This window comes from Roseovarius tibetensis, assembly GCF_050896375.1.
Taxonomy (GTDB): Bacteria; Pseudomonadota; Alphaproteobacteria; order Rhodobacterales; family Rhodobacteraceae; genus Roseovarius; species Roseovarius tibetensis.
The window spans coordinates 1-21715 of record NZ_JBPBBB010000023.1 but is presented as its reverse complement, the minus strand read 5'-3'; the positions used below and the strand labels follow the sequence as shown (position 1 = coordinate 21715).

Below are 21715 nucleotides of genomic sequence, written 5' to 3'. Positions count from 1 at the left end.
TCGAGCCAAGGTTGCTACAGGCTGTGCCGTAACAGCCCAGCTTGAGGGCTGTACGACGCTAATAGTCGGCGCCTTAGCCGGGTCGACACGCAGCGTCTGCCGGGTTGAACGTGCGCGCAATCGGCACGTGGCCGGAACTGCCAACGGCGATTGAACGCGATTTAGCGTCGGCGCATCGTACACTCCGCACCCAAAACTGCATCCTGATCTGGTGACGCCACCCATATCTGCAGCTTAACCTGCACGGCACGTGGCGTGAAAACAGTTTCCCGCTGATTTGTTGAATTGTCGCACCGCCATTCGCATGTACGGCGTGACCATCGCGCATGACCGGCGCGACGCAACGTATTCGAAAGGAAACACCATGCTGGACGACGACGACAAGACCGACTTGACCGCACTCACCCCCGATCCGGGATGGAAGCAACTGGCGATCCTAGGGGTCGTGATGCTGGTCGGGGGGGTGCTGGCATTCCTCAATCCTTTCGCAGCGTCGCTCGCGGCCGAGGCCGTCGCGGGCGCGGCCTTCCTGACCGCAGGTGGCCTGCAACTGTGGCAGGCCCTTGCGGACACGTCGAAAGGCGCCAGGGACCGCTGGTTGTCGGGGGCGCTTGGCGCGGTGCTGGTGCTGTTCGCGGCGTCTCTGGTGCTCAATCCGCTGGCCGGGCTGGTGACGCTGACCTTCCTTGTCGCGATCTTCTTTACGGTGATCGGGGCCTTGCGCGTGGGTCTGGCGTGGCACATGCGTCCGGTGCAAGGCTGGGGCTGGATCATGACATCGGGCGTGTTGTCGCTGATCCTGGCGGCCCTGATCGTCCTCGGACTGCCAGAGGCCGCACTGGGGCTGCTGGGGTTGTTTCTGGGCATCGATCTGACCGTGGCGGGTGCCGTGTCGCTGGCGCTTGCGTGGCAAAAGAAGACGCGCGGCTGACGGCGCCGGTACGCGGATGATCCGGCGCCCGCGTCAGCTCGCCCGGACTGGAACTCTACCCTGATTTGCCCTAAACCTGCCGCCACACGCCATCGCGCGCCGTATCGACATCGCGGCCGCGCCGGGATCGCGGCGCGCGCGTCCCGCCGATGGTCCCGACACCGACAGGAGTGCTGCCGTCAATGGCCAATCACCTCAAGGGACTACTGATCACTGCGCTCGGGGTTCTGTTCGTCGTGCCGGATTCGCTGTTCGTGCGCCTGATAGACGGCGACGCGGTGACGATCGCCTTCTGGCGCGGGATCATCGGCGGGGGAGCAATCCTGACAGGTGTGCTGATGGCGCAGGGCACGCGCGGCTTCCGTGAAGTGGCACGCACGGGGCGACCCGGCCTTGTATATACCGTGTTGTTGGGGGCGGCCGCCCCCGGCTTTGTGATCGCGGTGTCCTGGACAAGCGTGGCCAACGTCGTCTTCATCCTTGCCTCGATGCCGGTCTTTGCCGCGATCTTCAGCCGGATCTTCCTTGCAGAGCCGATCAGTCAACGGATGATCTGGACCATGCTGAGCGTCTTTGCGGGGCTGGCGGTGATCGGCTGGGGATCGGGCGAGACCGAAGGCGCACATTGGAGCGGCGATCTCGTGGCCCTTGCGGTTTCGGCCTGCATGGCTGCGGCCCTGTCCGCGGCAAGACAGCTCAAACAGGTGTCGATGATCCCGGCGATCCCGGTGGCTATGCTGGGCGCGTCGCTGCTGATATGGCCGTTGGCGACGCCCGTGCCCGTGTGGTCGGCCAACTGGCCGCTGATCCTCGCGCACGGGGCATTCATCAGCGTCTCGACCTGCCTGCTGACCCTTGGGCCGCGCTATATCGCCTCGGCCGAGGTGTCGTTGCTGATCTTGCTGGAATCGGTGCTGGCCCCGCTTCTGGTCTGGGCCGCCGTGGGTGAGGATCCCGGCAAATGGGCGATCCTGGGAGGGGCGGTCGTGATCGGCGCGCTGTTCGTGTCGAACATCTGGGCGCTGCGGTCCCATAAACGCCTGCGCAATCGTCTGCAGCCACGCACCGGCCCGCCGGTGTGACCGTCTAGAAATTGACCGTCACACCAGGCAGGTTCAGGGCCTTGATCAGATCGCGCAACTCCTGGCGGGCGGCGATGTTCGAGATGCTCAGCCCCTTTACCCCGGTATCCTTGAGGTCCAGCAGCGTCAGACCGCGCGGGAACAGTTCGCGAAAGATCACCCGCTCGTTGAAGCCCGGAACGACGCGGAACCCGATCCGCTTGGCGAGCGCCTCGATCGCGACCCGCATCTTTTCCTTGTTGACCATCTGCTGCGAGCCGACGCGGTTGCGCAGCACCACCCAGTCGATCGCCTTTTGTCCCGCCTGCGCGCGTGCCTGTCGGGCGCTCCAGACCATCTCGGAATAGATCGATGGCCCACGGATCTTTTGTGCGTCGCCGTCGATATTGGCCAGCAGATCGAAATCGATGAAACTGTCGTTGAGCGGTGTGATCAGCGTGTCCGCAAGGCTGTGCGCGGCCTGGCTAAGCCGGGTATGTGCGCCGGGACAATCGATCACGATGAAATCGTTTTCCGGTACCAGCGTGTCCAGCGCGGCTTTCAGGCGCTGTTCTTCGGCTGTCTCGGGGGAGGTGCCTTCGTCGGCGGTCCCCGCGGGCAAGGGGTGATACTGCGCACTGGGCAGATCGACGTCGTGCTGCTCCATGAACAGCGTGCGATTTTCGGCATAGCGGCCAAAGCTGCGCTGACGCAGATCCAGATCGAGCGCGCTTGCCCGGTGCCCCATCCGGGCCAGCGCCGTGGCCACATGCATCGACACGGTCGATTTGCCCGCGCCACCCTTTTCATTCCCGACGACGATGATGTGCGCCATGTGTGCTGCTCCCGGTCCTGCGGGCGGTCTGCCGCTGGCAACCCCCGTCCTTTTCGACAGGCAATACCCTGCCGAAAGGCGATAGAAAAGGGCCGTCCCGAGGTCCTTGTGCGATTGCGCAGGCCTGCGTGTTTCGCTGGAACCCCGAGGCTTGCGGCGCTAGGGTCGCGCCCATGACCGAGACCGCGCTGATCTACTCTCCCGACCAGGCCGAGGCCCATGACCGCATCGCCGCGGCGTTGCGCGACGTGGGCGTGGATCTGGATAACGGCACCCTCAGCCCGCCGCGCGAGGGCGCGCAGACAGCCCTCGCCGTGATCGGCAAGGCCGGGTCGGGCAAGACGCTGCTTCTGGCCGCGCTCTACCGCGCGCTGCAAGAGGCGGGCGTCGAGATCGTCACGGGCGACTATGAGGGGCGCAAGCGCCGCGACCGGCGCACCCTCGCGATCCTCGCGCCCACCAACAAGGCGGCAAGCGTGCTGCGGGTGCGCGGGGTGCCGGCGACCACCATCCACCGCATTCTGTACACCCCGGTCTATCACCCCGAATACGAGAAGATCGCGGAATGGCTGGGCGGGCAGGGCGACCGCCCCGAGATCGAGGGCCTGACCGATCTCGCACTGGACCGCGCGCTGGCCTTCTACCAGAACAACAAGTCGATCCCGGGCGCGCTCGCGGCGGCGGGCCTGCGCGGGTCGGATTTCATCACCGGCTGGAAACGCCGGGAAGAACCGCTTGACATCGGGCTCGTGGATGAGGCCAGCATGCTGGATGCGCAGCAATTCGAGGATCTGCAGGAGATCTTTCCGACGCTGCTGCTGTTCGGTGATCCGGCGCAGTTGCCGCCCGTCAAGTCCGCCGGGGGCGGCATGGTGTTCGACACGCTGCCCGCGCCCGCCAGACTGGAACTGAGCCGCGTGCACCGGCAGGACGCCGACAACCCGATCCTTGACCTCGCGCATGCCCTCGCCGATCCGGCGCTGACATTTCCCGCGTTCGAACAGATGATCGCCGACGCCGCGCGCCGCGATGACCGGGTCAGATGGTCCGAACGCGTCGAGGTTGATCTGATGGCCCGTTCGCCGGTTCTGGTCTGGCGCAACGCCACCCGCATCCGCCTGATCCATGCCTTCCGCGCCGTGCATGAGGCGCCCGAGGCCGCCCTTCTGGCCGGCGAGCCGTTGATCTGCGACGGGATCGAACTGCCGCTCAAGCATCGCCGCAAGCGGCTGGACCTCGAGGCGCGCGGACTGATCAAGGGCGCGCAGGTCGTCTATCTCGGCCCCGGCAAGCGCCCCGGCTTTTCGCGGTTGCATGTCATCGGGGCCGAAAGCCCGCAACTGTCGGCCGCGTCCATCGTCAAGATCGAGAAGCCGGGCGAGGAAGAGCCGTTCATTCCGTTCGCGGCCAATATGGGTGCCACGTTCCTGCACGGGGCGGCGGTGACGATCCACAAGGCGCAAGGCAGCCAGTGGCGCGATGTGCAGGTCTTTGCGCCCGATATCGAGATCGCGGCGCGGATGGGCCGGTCAGAGGCCGGGCAGCCGCTGTGGAAACGGCTGGCCTATGTCGCGATCACCCGCGCCGAGGAACGCCTGCACTGGGTGGTCCGCAACCGCCTGTCGAAACCGACCACAGTGCTCGGCGTCGAGGATTTGCACGCAGCCCCGGCGCCGCTGGAACTGGCCAGCGAGGATGAGGCGTAACGACGGTCAGCACTGCATTTTCCCGTGCTCGTATGGTCGGCAAGATCCTGTTTTTCACTAGAAAACGGGGCGCTTGATCCCAAGCGCCCCGTTTTCATCTAGATATCGATTCGGCGTATCAGGCCTTGCTGTAGCGGCGGAATGCCACAAGCGACCCGAGTGCGGCGAACAAGGCCCATCCAGCGGCGGGCAGCGGGACCGGCGTGACCTGATCAACGGTCTCGTACGTGTATCGAACGGCAATCGTGGCATTTGACAGACCATCCACGTCACCTACAATCTGTCCTGAGGGATTTTCCACGCGAGCACTAGTCTCTGTGAGGACCGAAAAGTTCCCGGTACCCGTGAAGAAGTTGAGATCAGCGGTCGAAGTGAGATTTGTCGAATTTAGGCTGTTGTTGCCAGAAAACTCAACGAAATTGTTAAAGCTCCCGATCTTTTCAATCCCTGGATCGGATACGGGTGTCGCGGAGAGTGTGGAAAGGCTCGGCGCACCAACGTTTGCGGTTACTGTCCTACTGATCGTCACTCCGACCGCATTGTTTTGCGAGTCGGATCCTGAAATTTGCCCACTGATGCCACCGTCAATAGCAAAGAAAACGTTAACTAAGTTCCCCAAAGAGGAGTCGAACTTTGCCAATGACAGCGTCTGCGCGCCGGAGATAAGATTAGAAGAGGCCGCAGTATAAAAGGGCGATTGTATTGTTGCAGCGTGCGCGGCTGGCGCAATTATCGTAGCTGTTGCAGCTGCAATAAGATATTTTTTCATTTCATGTCTCCGTTAGCTGTGCGCCCACATACACACGAATGGTCACAGCGGGCGATTAACCGCAATAATTCATGACGCTGAAATTTTCTGCTTGGGCAGTTGGTTCTCCGTGCCGTGGGTTTTTCGCGCGCATCCGATGTCGGCGTCCGGTTGGCAGTCCGGCCGGTGTCTTGTCTTGGGTCATATGGATTGATGTTTCGGGTTTGTCGGGGCGCTTGCGTCAGGCTGTTTTTGGTGGGGCGAGAGCGTCGAAGAGGAAGCGCAGCAGCCCCTTTCGCGGACAAGATGCCGGCAGTGTGACGATGATCCGGGTCTTCTTCTCGACGATGGTGGCGGCCAGCTTGACGAGATGCAGCCGCAGCGTGTCGAACTGGGCATGTCGCCAAGGGGACCGCTTTGGACAAGCGGCCCGGAGTTTCCACCAAATCCAGTAGGCGCATCCGTGCAGCATCAGTCGCATCTGGTTGGCGTTCGCCTTCGAGCATGAGGTCCGGTCTGATGCGAGGTGGGCTTTCCAGGCCTTGATGTGGTTCTCGGCCTGGCCGCGCGCAGAATAGAGCTTCTCGTAGAGATGCTTGCCGCGGCCGCCCTCGAGATTGGTGACGATGTAGCGTGTATCGCGCCCTCTGGGGCTGACCTCGACGCGGGCGATGACGCGGCGGGGTTTCGACCAGGATCGGGCCGCGTAGGAGAAGGACTTGAACCGGCGCAGTTTTTGACCGGGCGTGCGGGCGTAGCGCGCTGCCGTCGACGCCTCCAGGGCAGAGACGTTCTCCGCCAGACGGCTGTTCTTTGACAGACCAAAGACATAGCGCAGCCCGAGCCTGTCACACTGGTCCAGAACCTCCGGTGTGCAATAATGGCTGTCGGCACGCAGCAGGATTTCGGTCTTGGGCCAATGTGCGCGGATCTGGCGGATCAACCGGCGGATATGGGCGGCGCTCTCGGCCCCCTTGGGGCGGCGGGCCGAGCGCAGCAGCGTTCCGACGAGCCGGCCTTCGCCGTCGAAGACGACGATCGGCTGAAAGCCATATTCATCGTAGTAGGAGTTGAACAGGCGCAGCTGCTGATGGCCATGCACCGCGTCGAAGGTATCATCGATATCAAGCACGATCCGGCCCGGGGGGCGTGCAAAGGACTGGCAGTAGAACCGAACCATCTCGCGGCCCATGCGGATCAGCGCGCGGGTATCGGCCAGGTTTTCCATGCGCGAGATCGTCGGCTGCGAGCACAGGGCCGGCCCTGTTTCGGGGCCACGCTCGAGCGCGATCCTGAAGCCGGGATCGTGCCGCAGGGTGGTCGCGTCATTGCCGTCTTCATACCCCGCCCCGATCATCATGATCCGGAAACCGATGATGTCGCACAGGCTGTGCTGGACTTTCGCCGGATCGCGAGGATCGCACAGGCAATCGGCGAGCCGCTGCGCCAGACCCGCCTTGCGCTCGATCTCGCGCAGCAGGGTCAGCCCGGCGTCGGAACTCATGTCCGCACCATCAAATCCAAGCAGGATCGGCTTGCCATTCAGGGGTGACAGGCGGGGCTTGGAGCGCGTAGATTGGGCCATGGCGGAGGTCGTGATCCTGAAAGTTGAGTTCTTGGTGTCGACAACCAAAATATACCAACTTTCAGATGGTTACGCTACTTCCGCCTCCCTCTCGTGAATTATCCGGGTTAAGTGCTGTTGCTTGGATCTCATGTTAACCCGGCCCAGTCAAGATTATTGTTGCTGGTTCCGCACCAAAGTGATTTTTGTGTTTACAAAGTAATCATTCTCGCGTGCAAGCGCAGCGCGTGCGCCGGGTCAGTGGCGCAGGCCGGCAGAACGGGGTTGTGCGCCGCACGGATCAGCGCGCCGATCTCGGGGCGCAAAATCACTGCCCCGTCAGGCATTTGCGCGAGGGCCGACCGCGTGGTGAAGGCTGTGTCGGACCACAGCAGCAGAGATTGCACGGTCTGCCCGAGCGCCAGCGTCTCGGCATCCATCTCTGCCAGCACCTCGTCCATGCGCAGGAACACGAAGCAGGCCTTGATGCCGCCCGCCTCGTCAAAGCGGAAAATCCGGTATTGATTCGCATCATTGGCCTTCAGGCGGTCCACCAGCGGCGCCAGATCGGGGATCATGCGGTCGAGATTCGGGGTCTCGGTCAGTTCCGACCAGTCCCGCACGAAGAACACCATCAGGTTCGCGCCCAGTTCGGGATCGGTCTCGGCCATCTTGTGATCGGCCAAAGCGACGACCGCCTCGATCGCGCCCTTGAAGATGCCGAGCGTCCGGTCGTCCACGCCGAACACCACCGGCACAATGGGCCGCCCCCACCGCGCGCACAGGAACGTACCGTCGCTGCGGGTGAACAGCGCCTCGATCTCGGCCGGGCTGGGTGTCTCTTGCATCGGGTCTGCCTCCGGGTTTCCGTGCGCCTTACCAGTGCCCGGACGCGGCCGCAAATCCCTGTGGCTTCTTCTTGGTCAAAATACCCGAATCCGAAGGTAGCCGCAGGCGCGCCCTCAGCCCTCGAACAGATCGCTTTGTCCCTTGGCCTTCGGCGCGGGCAGGCCGAGATGCGTCCAGCCGCCATGCGCCAGCATCCGCCCGCGCGGGGTGCGCTGGATCAGGCCCTGTTGCAGCAGGTACGGCTCGATCACTTCTTCAAGCGCGTCGCGGCTCTCCGACAGGGCCGCCGCGATCGTCTCGATGCCCACCGGGCCGCCTTGGTAGGCCTCGGCGATCAGCCGCAGGTAACGCCGGTCGGCCCCGTCAAGGCCCAGGTGATCCACCCCGAGCCGCGTCAGCGACGTGTCGGCAAGGTCGCGGCTGATCTTGCCACCGCCCTCGACCACCGCGAAATCCACCACCCGGCGCAGCAGCCGCCCGGCGATGCGGGGCGTGCCGCGGGCCCGGCGGGCGATCTCGCGCGCGCCATCCGGGTCGGTGGGAATGTCGAGTAGCGCGGCATTGCGGCGCACGATCTCGTGCAATTCGTCGATCTCGTAGAATTGCAGCCGGGTGGGGATGCCGAACCGGTCGCGCAGCGGCGTCGTCAGCAGCCCCAGCCGGGTCGTCGCGCCTACAAGCGTGAAGGGCTGAAGCTCGATCCGCACGGTGCGCGCCGCCGGCCCCTCGCCGATCACCAGGTCAAGCTCGAAATCCTCCAGCGCGGGGTAGAGCACCTCCTCGACCGCCGGGTTGAGGCGGTGGATCTCGTCGATGAACAGCACGTCGTTGCGTTCGAGATTGGTCAGGATCGCGGCCAGGTCGCCGGCCTTGGCCAGCACGGGGCCGGATGTCATGCGAAACCCCACCCCCAGCTCGCGCGCCATGATCTGCGCCAGCGTTGTCTTGCCAAGGCCCGGCGGGCCGTGAAACAGGGTGTGGTCCATCGCGTCGCCGCGTTGCCGGGCCGAGGCGATGAAGACCGCAAGGTTGGCGCGCGCCTCGCGCTGGCCGATGAATTCCGACAGCACCTTGGGGCGCAGGCTGCGGTCGGCATCCTCGGGCAGTTCCTCGGGGCGCACTGTCGGGTCGGGACCTGTCATCGCCTAGCCTTTCGGTGCCAAAAGCCGCAGCGCGGCACGTATCAGATCGGTTGTCGTGCTGCCGGGGGTCTCGGACGCCGCCTGTGCGATGGCGCCCGCCGCCTCGCCGGGCCCGTAGCCCAGATTGCTCAGCGCCGACAATGCCTCGGCCTGCGCGCCGGGATCGGCGGGGGGTATGGCGGCCTCCGGTGGTGCGGGCGCGGCCATCTCGATCACCTCGCCGGCATCCGGGGCAGGGGGCGGGGTGGTGCCCATGGCCATGACGGTGGGGGCCTTGTCCTTGAGCTCGTTCACCACGCGCTGCGCCGTCTTGGCCCCGACGCCGCGCGCCGCGGTGATCGCGTTCCAGTCGCCGATGGCGATCGCGCGGCTGACCCCGTCGGGGCCGAGCGCGCCGAGGATCGCCAGTGACGCCTTGGCGCCTACGCCCTGCACACCCATCAGCAGCCTGTGCCATTCCTTTTCCACCAGCGTGGGAAAGCCGAAAAGCTGCAGGATGTCCTCGCGCACCAGCAGATCGGTGTATAGCGCGGTCATGCCACCGACGCCGGGCAGCGCCGAAAGCGTCCGGTCCGAGCAATAGACAAGATAGCCCACCCCGCGCACGTCGATCAGCACATGATCGCTGGCGCGGTAGTCGATCCGTCCGGCGATGCGCCCGATCATGCGCCCGCCTTGGCGACGGCCCGCGCCAGCATGTCGCCCGAGCGCGCGTGATGCGCATGGCAGATCGCGACGGCGAGCGCATCCGCGGCATCCGGCCCGGCCAGAACCACGCCCGGCAGTTGCACCGCGACCATGTGCGCGACCTGTTCCTTGGCGGCGTGACCGACGCCCACGACCGTCTTCTTGACCGAATTGGGCGCGTATTCCCCCACGCTCAGCCCGTATTGTGCGGGCACCAGCAGGGCGATGCCGCGGGCCTGCCCCAGCTTGAGCGTTCCCGCGCCGTCCTTGTTGACGAAGGTCTGCTCGACCGCCGCCGCGTCGGGCGCATATCTGTGAATGATATCGGTCAACTGCTGGTATAGCGACAAGAGCCGCGCCCCGAGATCCGGGCCGGTCGAGTGACAGATACCGTTGGCGACGTGGCACAGCCGGCTGCCATCCACCTCGATCACGCCCCATCCGAGGTTGCGCAAACCCGGATCGATTCCCAGTACCCGCATGTCGTGCCCCGCGCGCCATATGTTGTGTTTTGCAAATCCTTAGCACGAAGCAAGAACAGTCACCAAGGGGCATCACCGTTTTCATTTCGCCCACGTGATCGGCACAACTTTGCCAGGATGCTGCGCAGAGTCCGAGGTGACGTTTTAGTGTAATAATTAATTAAATGATAACAGATATTTAATAATTCGCCGATCCATGCACAAAATGCATAAGGACTATGCAGACATGCCGCTTGTGAGCGCGTCTGAGCCACCCTAGTTCGACGGTACGAACAAATGATGGCTGTCTCTCGCGCACAAGGAACTCTCGCATGTCCGCTTTCGTCAATACCCGCAAACAATCGTCCCAATTCAGGATCGACGCGCTGTTTTCCCGCGCGTCCCACGCGTTCACAGAGTGGAACGATCGCCGCGCAACGCGCAACGCGCTGTCACGGCTTTCGGACCGCGAGCTTGAGGATATCGGCCTGACCCGTGGCGAAATCGATGCCGTGGCCCGCAAAGGGTGATGCATCCTGATCGCTCGAGGCGTGTCCCGAACAGATGAAAGCCCTGCATTGCGGTTACGCGTGCAGGGCTTTTTTCTGTCTGCCGACCGGGACGGCCCAAGGCGCGCGTGATCGTTCAGCAGGTCATGCCAGGCCGACCCCATCCTAGAGGCTGTCGCCCCGACCAGTCCGCGACATCACCAGCGTCGTCCAGTCGCCGATCTCGTCGCGATGCTCAAGGGTGGTGCCCGACTGCGAATAGACCGCGATCACCTCGTCGGCCTGTTCGTTCAGGAGGCCCGACAGGATGACCTTGCCCTTGTCCTGCAGGCTTTCGGCGATGTCTGGCGCGAGCGCGATCAACGGCCCCTTGAGAATGTTGGCGAAGATCAGATCGAAAGGCGCCGCGGCGCGCAGGTCCGGGTGGTCGAGGCCCGTGGCCTCGAGGCAGCGCACCCGGCCCGTCAGGTCATTCGCCGCCACGTTGGTCTGCGCCACCTCCACCGCGACCGCGTCGATATCCGACGCCAGCATGACGCCGGGCCAGATACGCGCCGCCGCCATGGCAAGCACCGCGGTGCCACAACCTAGATCAAGCACCGCCTTGCCCCTGAACCCGGAGGCGGCCAGACGATCAAGGGCGCGCAGGCAGCCAAGGGTCGTGCCGTGATGCCCGGTGCCAAAGGCCATCGACGCCTCGATCAGAAGCGGTTCGCATGTTTGCGGCACCTTGTCCGCGTCATGGCTGCCATAGACGAAGAACCGCCCGGCCTCGACCGGGCTCAGATCGCGCTGCACCTTCGACACCCAGTCCGTTTCGGGCAGTTCCGACACGGTAAACGGCCTTGCCCCGTGGATCGTGGCCAGCAGCGCAAGCCCCGCCTCATCAGGCGGCCCCTCGAAGTAGGCCCCGATTTCCCAGAGGTTCGATCCATCCTCCATCTCGAAGGCGCCCACGCCGGTGGGTTCTGGCGCAAGCCCCTCCAGCGCCTCGGCGAGGGCTTCGGCATTGGTCTTGTCGGACAGGGTGGTGAAGGCTGTAAAGGTCGGCATAAGGGTCTTTCTGGTCAGGGGTCATTCGGCCGGGGCGGGGGCGGCGCGGGCGAGGATCGTCTCGTATCCCGGTTCGGGGTGGCGAGGGATCATCAGTGCCAGAAGGCACGACACAGCCGCCATGCACGCCGCCATCATGAATACCGCGGCCGGCGAGACCAGCCAGAGGTAGCCCAGAAGCGCGGGCAGGAAGACGGCGGCGATATGGTTGATGGTAAAGGCCACGGCGGCCGTAGGCGCGATGTCGCCGGGATCGGCGATCTTCTGGAAATAGGTTTTCAAGGCAAGGGCCAGCGAGAACAGGATGTGGTCCACGACATACAGCGTCGCCGCCAGAACCACGCCCCACCCGAACATGTAGATGCCGCCATAGGCAAGAAACACCAGCGCCAGCCCGACATATTCGAAGACAAGCGTGTTGCGTTCGCCGAACCGGAAAACGGCGCGCCCCATCAGCGGGGCGGCGATCATGTTGGCGACAAGGTTGATCAAGAAGAGGGCGGTGACCTCGTGCACTGCAAAGCCGAACTTCTCGACCATCATGAAGCCCGCGAAGACGACAAAGATCTGCCGCCGCGCACCGGCCATGAACTGCAGCGCATAATACAGCCAGTAGCGCCGGCGCAGGACCATTTTCTTGATTTGCGGGTTGGGCGCCTCGAACCGCGGATAGGCCAGCAGACAGTAGATCGCCACGCAGGCGGTGACCCCGCCCGAAATCATGTAGACAGTGTTATATGTCAGATCGAAGGCCTGCCATGTCAGCACGATAAGCACATAAGCCACCAGCGTGGCCCCCGATCCGGCTGCCAGCAGCCAGCCCAGCATCTGCGGCGCACGCAGCTTGTCCAGCCATTGCAGTTGCAGCGACTGGTTTACCGTCTCGTAATAATGGAACCCGATCGAGCTGAGCATGGTGATCGTCAGGATGCCGCCAAGCGATGGAAACTGCGCGGTCATCGCCGTGGCGACCCCCAGCAGGAGCAACGACACCAGTCCCAGCACCTGCTCGTGCATGAAGATGATAAGGGCAATCACGCCGATCGCGAAAAATCCGGGGATTTCGCGCACCGTGTGCAGCCAGCCGATGTCGGAACCGTCGAAAGCCGCAACCTCGATGACGAAATTGTTGAGAAGCGCCGACCACGTGGCGAAGGCCACCGGCATTGCCGCCGCCATCAGAAACAGCAGCGTGGTGGGCCGTCGCCAGAACGGCAATGTCTTGGCATCGGCGAGGGGGAATGTCGTCATCCGCATGGGGCCGGTGATATACCTGCCCCATGCGAGAGGCGAGCGGAAAAATGCCCGCCGGATGCTGTCAGGCCGTGCCTTGGCCCGCGCTGGTTCCGCTCATGTAGTTGGTCATGAAGACCGGGGTGCCCAGCTTTTCCAGCAGGTCGAGCTGCAGGTCGAGCCATTCCCAATGGCCTTCCTCGTCCTGCACGATCCGCTCGAACAGGGCGCGGGTGCCAATATCGTCGACCTCGAACGCTTCGCGTGCCGCGCGGGTGTAGAACTCGATCGCGCCGCCCTCTTCTTTCTTGTCGGCCTCGAACAGCGTCTTCAGGTCGGGGGCCTTTTTCGGGGTGCTGGCGGGTTCCAGCTTGGGGGTGCCGCCGAGGAACAGGATGCGGTCGATGAAGTTGCCAGCGTGTCCCAGCTCTTCCTGCATTTCCTCGCGCATCTTCACGGCAAGCTTGTCGATGCCCCAATCCTCAAGGGTATGGGCATGCAACAGGTACTGGTGCACCGCTGTCAGTTCCATTGAAAGCGCGGTTTGCAGGTTCTCGATGCTTTTCGTTCTGTCAGCCATTGCTGGATCCTTTCGTCATTCCGCTATCTTCCAGATCTATTCGCCGGATCGGCTTTTACAACATCCGCGCCACTGGATGCCGCAATCCTCGTCAGAAAAAGCTCTGCGGGTCAATATCCACCGTCAGACGCGCCTGTGCGGGCAGGCGCACCTGTCCCACCCAGTCGGCCACCGCAGATTGCAGCGCCGCCCCTTTCGGGGCCTTGACCAACAGCCGCACGCGGTGCCGTCCGCGGATACGGGCGATCGGCGCGGGAGCCGGTCCGAAGACCTGCGCGCCCACGCTGCGCAGGGGTCCGTCGCGACGCGCGAGGTCGGTGCCCAGGTCGAACACCGCCTGCATGTCCGGCGATGACAGGATGATGCCCGCCATCCGACCGTAGGGCGGCACGCCGGCCTCGCGCCGGCCCGCGGCCTCGGCGCGCCAGAAGCCTTCCTCGTCGCCCGCGAGGATCGCGCGGATCACCGGGTGTTCGGGCTGATAGGTCTGCAGCACCGCCCGGCCGGCGCGCTCGGCCCGGCCCGCGCGCCCCGCGACCTGCCGCATCAGCTGGAACGTCCGTTCGGCTGCGCGCAGGTCACTGCCTTGCAGTCCCAGATCGGCGTCGATCACGCCGACCAGCGTCAGCAGCGGAAAGTTGTGCCCCTTGGCCACAAGCTGTGTGCCGATGATGATGTCGGCGGCCCCGTCGGCGATTTCGGCGATCTGTTCCTTCAGCGCGCGCGCCGACCCGAAAAGATCCGAGGACAGCACCGCGATCCGCGCCTGCGGAAACAGCGTGGCGGCCTCTTCTGCCAGACGTTCCACGCCCGGACCGACGGCCGCCAGCCGATCCTCGGCGTCGCAGGACGGGCAGGTCGTGGGCACCGGCGCGGTTTCGCCGCATTGGTGGCAGATCAGCCTTTTCTGGAACCGGTGCTCGACCATGCGCGCGTCGCAATGCGGACAGCCGATCTGGTGCCCGCAGGCGCGGCACAGCGTGGTCGGCGCATAGCCGCGCCGGTTGAGAAACAACAGCGCCTGTTCGCCCGCCGCGACGCGCGCGTTCACCGCCGATTGCAGCGTGGGCGAAATCCAGCGATTGGCGGGCAGCGTTTCGGCGCGCATGTCGATCGCCGCGAGATCCGGCATCACCGCGGCCCCGTACCGCGCGGCGAGGTCCAGCCTGTCGTACTTGCCCGCCTCGGCATTGGCCCAGCTTTCAAGGCTTGGCGTGGCCGAGGCCAGCACGACGCGCGCGTCGCAGATGCTGGCACGCAGCACCGCCATGTCGCGGGCATTGTACAGCACGCCGTCCTCCTGCTTGTAGGAACTGTCATGTTCCTCGTCCACGACGATCAGCCCGAGATCCCGGAACGGCAGGAACAGCGCCGAGCGCGCGCCCACGACCATCTGCGCGTCACCTTGCCCGACCATCTTCCAGGCGCGGCGGCGTTCGGTCATGGTGACGCCGGAATGCCATTCGGCGGGTTTCGCGCCGAACCGGGCCTCGACACGGGTCAGGAACTCTGCCGAAAGTGCGATTTCGGGCAGCAGGACCAGCGCCTGCCGGCCTTGGCGCAGGGTCTCGGCCACGGCCTCGAGATACACCTCGGTCTTGCCGGACCCGGTGACGCCGCGCAGCAATGTCGTGCCGTAGCTGCCCCCCCTCACGCCCGCGCACAGATGCGCCGCCGCTGCGTCCTGATCCTCGGTCAGGTCCTTTGAGGGCAGGTCGGGGTCGAGCCGGGGAAACGGACGATCGCGCGGCGTGTCCTCCTCCTGCACCGCGCCTTGGGCCACCAGCCCCTTGACCACCGATGCCGTGACGCCGGCCATGTCGCCAAGCTCTTTCAGGGTAAAGCCGAGCCCGCCATGCGCGCGCAGCACCGTCAGCACCCGCTCGCGCGCGTCGGTCATCCGCGTCAGTGTCGCGTCGCCCAGCCGGTAGATTTTCTGCATCGAGGGTGGATTGCCCAGCCCCGGCGCGCGGGTGGCCAGCCGCAGCATCGCGGGCAGGGGGGTCAGGGTGTAGTCGGCCGCGCGGCGCAGAAACTCCTGCATGTCGGGCTGCATCGGGGCTGCGTCCAGCACCCGGATGATGCTGCGCGCCTTCTTGATGTCGAACCCGCCGCCGCCCGCGCCCCAGACCACCCCCAGAACGCGGCGCGGCCCCAACGGCACCTCGACGAAAGCGCCGTGCAGGCAGCCGCCCTCGGGGGCGAGATAGTCAAGCGGGCCGTCCAGCGGTTGCGCCGTCAGTACCGCGACCAAGTCCCCCTCGTGATGGAACTCGGGTACGGGCACGGGGCGGCTCCTTTCCGTCAGGGGTTTCGGCGGGCTGACCCATGAGGTAAACGCATCCGCAACAGAACCCAAGCCATCACGAGAGGGCCATCCCATGAAATTCTTTGTCGATACCGCCGAAACCCGCGAGATCGCCGAGCTGCACGCCCTCGGCATGGTCGATGGCGTCACCACCAACCCGTCGCTGATCCTGAAATCCGGGCGCGATATTCACGAGGTCACGAAAGAGATCGCCGGCATGGTCGAGGGACCGGTCAGCGCCGAGGTCGTGGCGACGGATGCCGACGACATGATCGCCGAGGGGCGAAAGCTGGCGCAGATCGCGGACAACATCGCCGTCAAGGTGCCGCTGACATGGGACGGGCTGAAGGCGTGCAAGGCGCTGTCGGGCGAGGGCAACATGGTCAACGTGACGCTGTGCTTCTCGGCCAACCAGGCGCTGCTGGCGGCCAAGGCGGGGGCGACCTTCATCTCGCCCTTCATCGGGCGGCTGGACGACATCAATCTCGACGGGATGGACCTGATCTCGGACATCCGGCAGATCTATGACAATTACGGGTTCGAGACACAGATCCTTGCCGCGTCGATCCGTACCGTCAACCACGCCTACCAGTCCGCGATGCACGGTGCCGACGTGATGACCGCGCCGCCCGCGGTGATCAAGAAGATGGCCGAGCATCCGCTGACCGATGCCGGGCTTGCCGCCTTCATGAGCGACTGGGAAAAGACCGGTCAGAAGATCCTCTGAACCGGACGCGGCGCAGGTTTTGTTCCGCGTTTCAATGGGTTGGCGTCACGTCCCCGTGGCGATCGCCCGCGCGGCGGCGGTTACGCCGCCCGGTCCGTGCGGGATGTCGAGCGCCATCAGCCCGGCCTCGATCGCGCCGAGCGCGCCAAGGATCATGTGCGCGTTCACATGCCCCATATGGCCGATGCGGAAGAACCCGTGCCACGCCGGATCGCCCGGCTCTGCCATCCCCAGCCCGATACCCAGCGTCACGCCCGCATGGTCCTGCACCCAACGGCGCAGGGCCGACCCGTGCGGCGCGCCGATCCGCAGGGCGGTGACGGCGCGGCTGCGCAGGGCCGGGTCGGCGATGTTGAGCTCCAGCGGGCCGGTCTGCCCCCACGCCTCGCACGCCGCCCAGATCGCGCCGGCCAGCCGTTCGTGCCGGTCCCAGATCGCCTCGATCCCTTCGGCGCGGATCATGTCGAGCGCGGCGCGCAGCCCGTAAAGGTGATGGGTGGGGGCCGTTCCGCCGAAATACTGGTAGAACATCTCGGGGTTGGCGCGGTTGGTCCAGTCCCAGTAGCGGCTGACGCGGGGCAGGGCGCGCCGTGCCTCGGCGGCCTTTTCGGAAAAGAACACGAAGGCCAGACCGGGCGGCACCATCAACCCTTTCTGGCTGCCGGCGATCATCACGTCGACGCCCCACGCGTCCATCTCGAACCGGTCGCAGGCCAATGAGGCGATACAATCGGCCATCAGTAGCGCGGGGTGCCCGACGGAATCGAGCACCTTGCGCAGCCCCGCGATATCGTTGCGCACCGAGGTCGACGTGTCCACATGCGTGGCCAGCACCGCCTTGATGTCATGCGATGTATCGGCGCGCAGCGCGGTCTCGACCCGGTCGAGGTCAATGGGCGCGCGCTTGCCGAAATCCATCAGATCGGCGGTGATGCCGCGCGCCTCGGCCACATCGGCCCAGCCATGGCCGAACCGCCCGGTCGCCGGCACCAGAACCCGGTCGCCGGGGGCGACGGTATTGGCCAGCGCCGCCTCCCATGCGCCGTGGCCGTTGGAGATGTAGATCGCCACGTCGCCCGTGGTGCGCGCCACGTCGCGCAGGTCGGGGATCAGGCCCGCCGTCATTTCGATGAGGTCGCCCTCGTAGATGTTGGGGGACGCGCGATGCATTGCGCGCAGCACTTCCTCGGGCATGACGGAAGGGCCGGGAATGGCCAGATACGGACGGCCGCCTGCCAAGCTCATGGGGATGTCTCCTGCTGATTTGGCGGGACTTTACGCTCTTGTCGGGTGGCGTCAATCGGCAGCGGTCGCTTGTCTTTCGCCCCGCACGCGCCTAGACCGACCCGACGCGTCACGCAGAACGGACCGTCCGGCACCATGCGCCTTTTCGAACGACTCTCCAATTGGGAACGCGACTTGCGGGCCGCATACAACACCGACCTGTCGACGCCGGAAAACCGGCGCCGCGCGGAAATTTACAACTTGTGGTTCGATCATGCGATTCTGCGCACGGTGTGGACCAATCAATTCCTCGTCGCCCCGGGTGTCTACCGGTCCAATCAGCCCACGCATGCGCGGTTCAAGCGGCTCAAGGCCATGGGTGTCCGATCGATACTCAACCTGCGCGGGGCTGCGGGGGCCGCGCATTACCTCGTTGAAGAGGAAAGCTGTCGCGCGCTGGGCCTGCATCTTGTCAACTGCACGCTGCAAGCCCGCAACGCCGCCCCGCGCGCCAACATAGAGGCCGTGATCCGCGCCTTCCGCGAGATCGAGCGGCCCTTCGTGATGCATTGCAAATCGGGTGCCGACAGGGCCGGGTTCGCGGCGGCCATATACCTTTTGGTGATCGAGCGCCGTCCGGTGGCCGAGGCCCGCAAGATGCTGGGGCTGAAATACATCCATATCAAATGGTCGCGCACCGGCATTCTCGATTTCATTATCGACAGCTACGCGGCACGGCACGCGGAAACCGGCATCGATTTCGAGACCTGGATCGCCACGGAATACGACCACACGGCCCTGCAGTCCGCCTATGAGGCGACGCACAAGCCTGTGTTCTGATCTCGGCCCGTCAAATCTGCGGATCGCGCGCCCATTGCAGGCGGCGCGCGGAATCGCGGGCGAACTTGCGGATTAATGCGCTGCGGCGCGCCGAGGGCAGCTTGTAGGCGTCGCCCATGCGAACGATCTCTGCGCCGTAGGCATCCGCGATGATGAGCCCGGTATCCTCGGGCAACAGCTCGACCGGAAAGGCGGCATCCACCGCCCAGAAATAACGGTCACACCAGTCGAGATAGCCGTGCCACTTGGCGTCGGACTGAAAGTCGGCGCGGCTCGACTTGCACTCGATCACCCAGATCTCGCCCTTGGGACCAAGGGCGGCGACATCCACGCGCTTGCCGCGTTCGGGCGAGAATTCCTCGATCGACGCAAAGTCATAGGTCAGAAGGTGACGGCACACACCCCGCGCCAAAAGCTGGCCGGGCTGTCGGGCGGGATCGAGATCGCTGGTCATGCCGACATTCTGAACGAAACACGAACGCGCGCAACCCCTTGTTCTGCGCCTGACAAAGGGCTACCTAGGATGCGTGGCGGGTGCTGCCCTTCCCGTGTACGGTTACATTCCAGTGGCCTTAAGTTTTTCCGAGGGAGCTGGCTCTGTCCTGGCCGTGGTCTGGTTAACCGGCGCCCACCTGTACATGCAGGCTCTCGGGAATGCGTAAACCTAACGGTCGCGTGCGGGCCCGTCACACCTTTTCCAACAACGTCATGCGGATAGCGCGGGCACGTCCGACGCGACGTGTGCATGCAGGCCGCGCGCCGGGCGGGCGACACCACTTTCCCCGCCCCGACCGCTCTGCCATACTGCCCCGAAACCCGAAAAAGAAAAGAGCAGCGGCATGAACGATCTTCTCTCCTCGACACCGAAATCGGATTATGACGCCTCGTCCATCCAGGTGCTGGAGGACATGGAGCATGTGCGCCTGCGCCCCGGCATGTATATCGGCGGCAAGGACGACCGCGCCCTGCATCACATGGTGGCCGAGATCGTCGACAACTCGATGGACGAGGCGGTCGCGGGCCATGCCACATGGATCGAGATAGAGCTTCACGCCAACGGCCATGTCAGCGTGCGCGACAACGGGCGCGGCATCCCCACGGACCCGCACCCGAAGGACCCCAGCAAGACCGCGCTCGAGATCATCTTCTGCACGCTGAACGCGGGGGGCAAGTTCTCGGGCGACAGTTACCAGACCTCGGGCGGGTTGCACGGCGTCGGCTCGTCGGTGGTCAACGCGCTGTCGGATCACCTCAGCGTCGAGGTGGCCCGCAACCGCGAGCTTTACCGTATGGATTTCTCGCGCGGGCTGCCGCAGGGGCCGCTGGAAAAGGTCGGCGCGGCCCCCAACCGGCGCGGCACCGCCGTCACCTTTCACCCCGACCCCGAGATCTTCGGGTCGCTCAGCCTCAAGCCCGGTCGCCTGTTCGCGATGGCACGGTCCAAGGCCTATCTCTTTTCGGGCGTGGAAATCCGCTGGAAGAGCGAGATCGCCGAGGGCGACACGCCGCAGGAGGCCACGTTCAAGTTTCCCGGCGGGCTGTCGGATTACCTGGCCGAGACATTGGGCAGCGCCACCACCTATGCCGCACGGCCCTTTGCCGGACGGGTGGAGTTCGCCGACAAGTTCAACGTGCCGGGCCGGGTCGAATGGGCGATCAACTGGACCCCGGCGCGCGACGGGTTCCTGCAATCCTACTGCAACACCGTGCCCACCCCCGAAGGCGGCACGCACGAGGCCGGGTTCTGGGCGGCGATCCTGAAGGGTATCAAGGCGTACGGCGAGCTGTCGAACAACAAGAAGGCCGCGCAGATCACCCGCGAGGATCTGGTGTCGGGCGGGTGCGCGGTCGTGTCGTGCTTCATCCGCGAGCCGGAGTTTGTCGGCCAGACCAAGGACCGGCTGGCGACTACGGACGCGCAGCGCATGGTCGAGGGGGCGGTGCGCGACCATTTCGACAACTGGCTGGCCGCCGACACCAAGTCCGCCGGGGCGATTCTCGATTTCCTGGTGCTGCGGGCCGAGGAACGCCAGCGGCGGCGTCAGGAGAAAGAGACGCAGCGCAAGACCGCCACGAAAAAGCTGCGCCTGCCCGGCAAGCTGGTCGATTGCACGTCGAACACCCGCGACGGCACGGAATTGTTCATCGTCGAGGGGGATTCGGCGGGCGGGTCGGCCAAGCAGGCCCGTGACCGCAAGACCCAGGCCCTGTTGCCGCTGCGGGGCAAGATCCTGAACGTGCTGGGGGCCGCAAGCTCGAAACTGGGCAGCAACCAGGAGATCGGCGACCTGACCCAAGCCTTGGGCGTCGGGCTGGGGTCGAAATTCAACATCGACGATCTGCGCTATGACAAGATCATCATCATGTGCGACGCCGATGTGGACGGCGCGCATATCGCCGCCTTGCTGATGACGTTCTTCTTTTCGCAGATGCGGCCGATGATCGATACGGGGCATCTGTATCTGGCCTGCCCGCCGCTTTACCGCCTCAGCCAGGGGGCGACGCGGGTCTATGCGCTGGACGAGGCCGAACGCGACGCGTGGCTGGCCAAGGGGCTGGGCGGCAAGGGCAAGATCGAGGTGGGCCGCTTCAAGGGCCTTGGAGAGATGGACGCCAAGGACCTCAAGGACACCACGATGGACCCCAAGACCCGCCGCCTGATCCGCGTGACCATCGACGAGGACGAGCCGGGGCAGACGGGCGATCTGGTGGAGCGGCTAATGGGGAAAAAGCCGGAACTGCGGTTCCAGTATATCACCGAGAACGCGCGGTTCGTGGAGGAGTTGGATGTTTGACTGATAAATATGGGCCAAAGATATCGGCTGTTACATTCTATAGGCACCGTTTCAAAAAAGCACTTCAGATACTCAATTCAACCAACGGGGATCCACTGGAGGCATATGCAAAATTGAAGCAGCAGCTTAACGCATCTAATAAAAAGATTGGCGGTTCCGCAATTCTATTTATAGTGTTGTCATCCGCTCTCATTGCGTCAATGCCCGAAGGCTCGCTGAAAATAAAGACTGCATTCGCCTCCTTCTCAGTTCCTACTGTTTATTTGCTTTTCGGTGCATCTGTTATTTGGTTCACTCTTTGTATGTCATTGTTAAGCACTTGTCAGATACTGACGTTCTTGTCTACATTTAGACAGTTTTTTGGTCGATACAAGAACGACTATGAATGGGTATCTCTCGCTTTCACTGAAGCGTCCACATTCCGTGCGCGATGGTCGGTTTCATTCTTGGCGGCGACGCGCG

At 64.4% G+C, this 21715-nt stretch carries 21 protein-coding genes; 8 read left to right on the top strand and 13 right to left on the bottom strand.

Annotated features, from left to right (window positions below; all coding sequences use genetic code 11):
• Positions 1-364: 364 nt before the first annotated feature.
• A complete protein-coding gene (locus tag ACROSR_RS14140) occupies positions 365-931 on the top strand; it encodes an HdeD family acid-resistance protein (protein WP_432686134.1) in 567 nt (188 codons plus the stop codon).
• 182 nt (positions 932-1113) lie between these two features.
• Complete coding sequence (locus ACROSR_RS14135; RefSeq protein ID WP_432686132.1) at positions 1114-2013, top strand: DMT family transporter; 900 nt, start codon at positions 1114-1116, stop codon at positions 2011-2013.
• A 4-nt stretch (positions 2014-2017) separates the two neighbouring features.
• Here the strand turns inward: ACROSR_RS14135 and ACROSR_RS14130 are convergent, their stop codons facing one another.
• Positions 2018-2827: a division plane positioning ATPase MipZ gene (locus ACROSR_RS14130; RefSeq protein WP_432686130.1), complete on the bottom strand. Its 810-nt coding sequence runs from the start codon at positions 2825-2827 to the stop codon at positions 2018-2020.
• A gap of 173 nt (positions 2828-3000) precedes the next feature.
• Here ACROSR_RS14130 and ACROSR_RS14125 point away from each other — a divergent pair, with 173 nt between their 5' ends.
• Entirely contained in the window at positions 3001-4533 is a 1533-nt protein-coding gene (locus ACROSR_RS14125) for an AAA family ATPase (RefSeq protein WP_432686128.1), read from the top strand.
• A gap of 118 nt (positions 4534-4651) precedes the next feature.
• Here the strand turns inward: ACROSR_RS14125 and ACROSR_RS14120 are convergent, their stop codons facing one another.
• The 6 genes from ACROSR_RS14120 to ruvC all read right to left on the bottom strand — a co-directional run bounded on the left by ACROSR_RS14120 (position 4652) and on the right by ruvC (position 10005).
• A complete protein-coding gene (locus ACROSR_RS14120; RefSeq protein WP_432686126.1) occupies positions 4652-5302 on the bottom strand; it encodes a choice-of-anchor E domain-containing protein in 651 nt (216 codons plus the stop codon).
• A 220-nt stretch (positions 5303-5522) separates the two neighbouring features.
• Positions 5523-6866, bottom strand: coding sequence for an IS1380 family transposase (locus ACROSR_RS14115; RefSeq protein ID WP_432686124.1), 1344 nt, complete (start codon positions 6864-6866; stop codon positions 5523-5525).
• 191 nt (positions 6867-7057) lie between these two features.
• Positions 7058-7693 (bottom strand): hypothetical protein, encoded by a 636-nt coding sequence (locus ACROSR_RS14110; protein WP_432686122.1) that lies wholly within the window; start codon positions 7691-7693, stop codon positions 7058-7060.
• Positions 7694-7807: 114 nt separating this feature from the next.
• Positions 7808-8836, bottom strand: coding sequence for a Holliday junction branch migration DNA helicase RuvB (gene ruvB, locus ACROSR_RS14105; RefSeq protein ID WP_432686120.1), 1029 nt, complete (start codon positions 8834-8836; stop codon positions 7808-7810).
• A 3-nt stretch (positions 8837-8839) separates the two neighbouring features.
• Positions 8840-9502 carry a Holliday junction branch migration protein RuvA gene (gene ruvA / locus ACROSR_RS14100; RefSeq protein WP_432686119.1) on the bottom strand — a complete coding sequence of 221 codons (663 nt, stop codon included), beginning with the start codon at positions 9500-9502 and terminating at the stop codon, positions 8840-8842.
• The gene (gene ruvC, locus ACROSR_RS14095; RefSeq protein ID WP_432686117.1) at positions 9499-10005 is read right to left on the bottom strand and encodes a crossover junction endodeoxyribonuclease RuvC; all 507 of its coding nucleotides are present in this window, start codon (positions 10003-10005) and stop codon (positions 9499-9501) included. Before ruvC ends, ruvA begins: the two co-directional genes overlap by 4 nt.
• A 311-nt stretch (positions 10006-10316) precedes the next feature.
• Here ruvC and ACROSR_RS14090 point away from each other — a divergent pair, with 311 nt between their 5' ends.
• On the top strand, positions 10317-10514 hold the full coding sequence (locus ACROSR_RS14090; RefSeq protein WP_432686116.1) for a DUF1127 domain-containing protein: 198 nt from the start codon (positions 10317-10319) through the stop codon (positions 10512-10514).
• Positions 10515-10658: 144 nt separating this feature from the next.
• Here ACROSR_RS14090 and ACROSR_RS14085 read toward each other — a convergent pair whose 3' ends face one another.
• The 4 genes from ACROSR_RS14085 to ACROSR_RS14070 all read right to left on the bottom strand — a co-directional run bounded on the left by ACROSR_RS14085 (position 10659) and on the right by ACROSR_RS14070 (position 15646).
• A complete protein-coding gene (locus ACROSR_RS14085) occupies positions 10659-11546 on the bottom strand; it encodes a 50S ribosomal protein L11 methyltransferase (protein ID WP_432686114.1) in 888 nt (295 codons plus the stop codon).
• Positions 11547-11567: 21 nt separating this feature from the next.
• A complete protein-coding gene (locus ACROSR_RS14080) occupies positions 11568-12797 on the bottom strand; it encodes an MFS transporter (protein ID WP_432686112.1) in 1230 nt (409 codons plus the stop codon).
• A gap of 67 nt (positions 12798-12864) precedes the next feature.
• Positions 12865-13359, bottom strand: a complete 495-nt coding sequence (locus ACROSR_RS14075) for a bacterioferritin (protein ID WP_432686110.1) — start codon at positions 13357-13359, stop codon at positions 12865-12867.
• 91 nt (positions 13360-13450) lie between these two features.
• On the bottom strand, positions 13451-15646 hold the full coding sequence (locus ACROSR_RS14070; protein WP_432686108.1) for a primosomal protein N': 2196 nt from the start codon (positions 15644-15646) through the stop codon (positions 13451-13453).
• A gap of 94 nt (positions 15647-15740) precedes the next feature.
• Here ACROSR_RS14070 and fsa point away from each other — a divergent pair, with 94 nt between their 5' ends.
• Positions 15741-16394 (top strand): fructose-6-phosphate aldolase, encoded by a 654-nt coding sequence (fsa, locus tag ACROSR_RS14065; protein ID WP_432686106.1) that lies wholly within the window; start codon positions 15741-15743, stop codon positions 16392-16394.
• Between the two features lie 45 nt (positions 16395-16439).
• Here the strand turns inward: fsa and ACROSR_RS14060 are convergent, their stop codons facing one another.
• A complete protein-coding gene (locus ACROSR_RS14060; protein ID WP_432686104.1) occupies positions 16440-17639 on the bottom strand; it encodes a pyridoxal-phosphate-dependent aminotransferase family protein in 1200 nt (399 codons plus the stop codon).
• Between the two features lie 174 nt (positions 17640-17813).
• Between ACROSR_RS14060 and ACROSR_RS14055 the strand changes: the two genes are divergently transcribed.
• Positions 17814-18458 (top strand): tyrosine-protein phosphatase, encoded by a 645-nt coding sequence (locus tag ACROSR_RS14055; protein ID WP_432686102.1) that lies wholly within the window; start codon positions 17814-17816, stop codon positions 18456-18458.
• 10 nt (positions 18459-18468) lie between these two features.
• Here ACROSR_RS14055 and ACROSR_RS14050 read toward each other — a convergent pair whose 3' ends face one another.
• Complete coding sequence (locus ACROSR_RS14050) at positions 18469-18912, bottom strand: MmcB family DNA repair protein (protein ID WP_432686100.1); 444 nt, start codon at positions 18910-18912, stop codon at positions 18469-18471.
• A 385-nt stretch (positions 18913-19297) separates the two neighbouring features.
• On the opposite strand from ACROSR_RS14050, the gene parE reads away from it, so the two are divergent.
• Positions 19298-21253 (top strand): DNA topoisomerase IV subunit B, encoded by a 1956-nt coding sequence (gene parE / locus ACROSR_RS14045; RefSeq protein ID WP_432686098.1) that lies wholly within the window; start codon positions 19298-19300, stop codon positions 21251-21253.
• Positions 21250-21715: hypothetical protein (locus tag ACROSR_RS14040; RefSeq protein WP_432686096.1), on the top strand; the 466-nt coding region annotated here is incomplete at its 3' end. The genes parE and ACROSR_RS14040, both read left to right, overlap by 4 nt.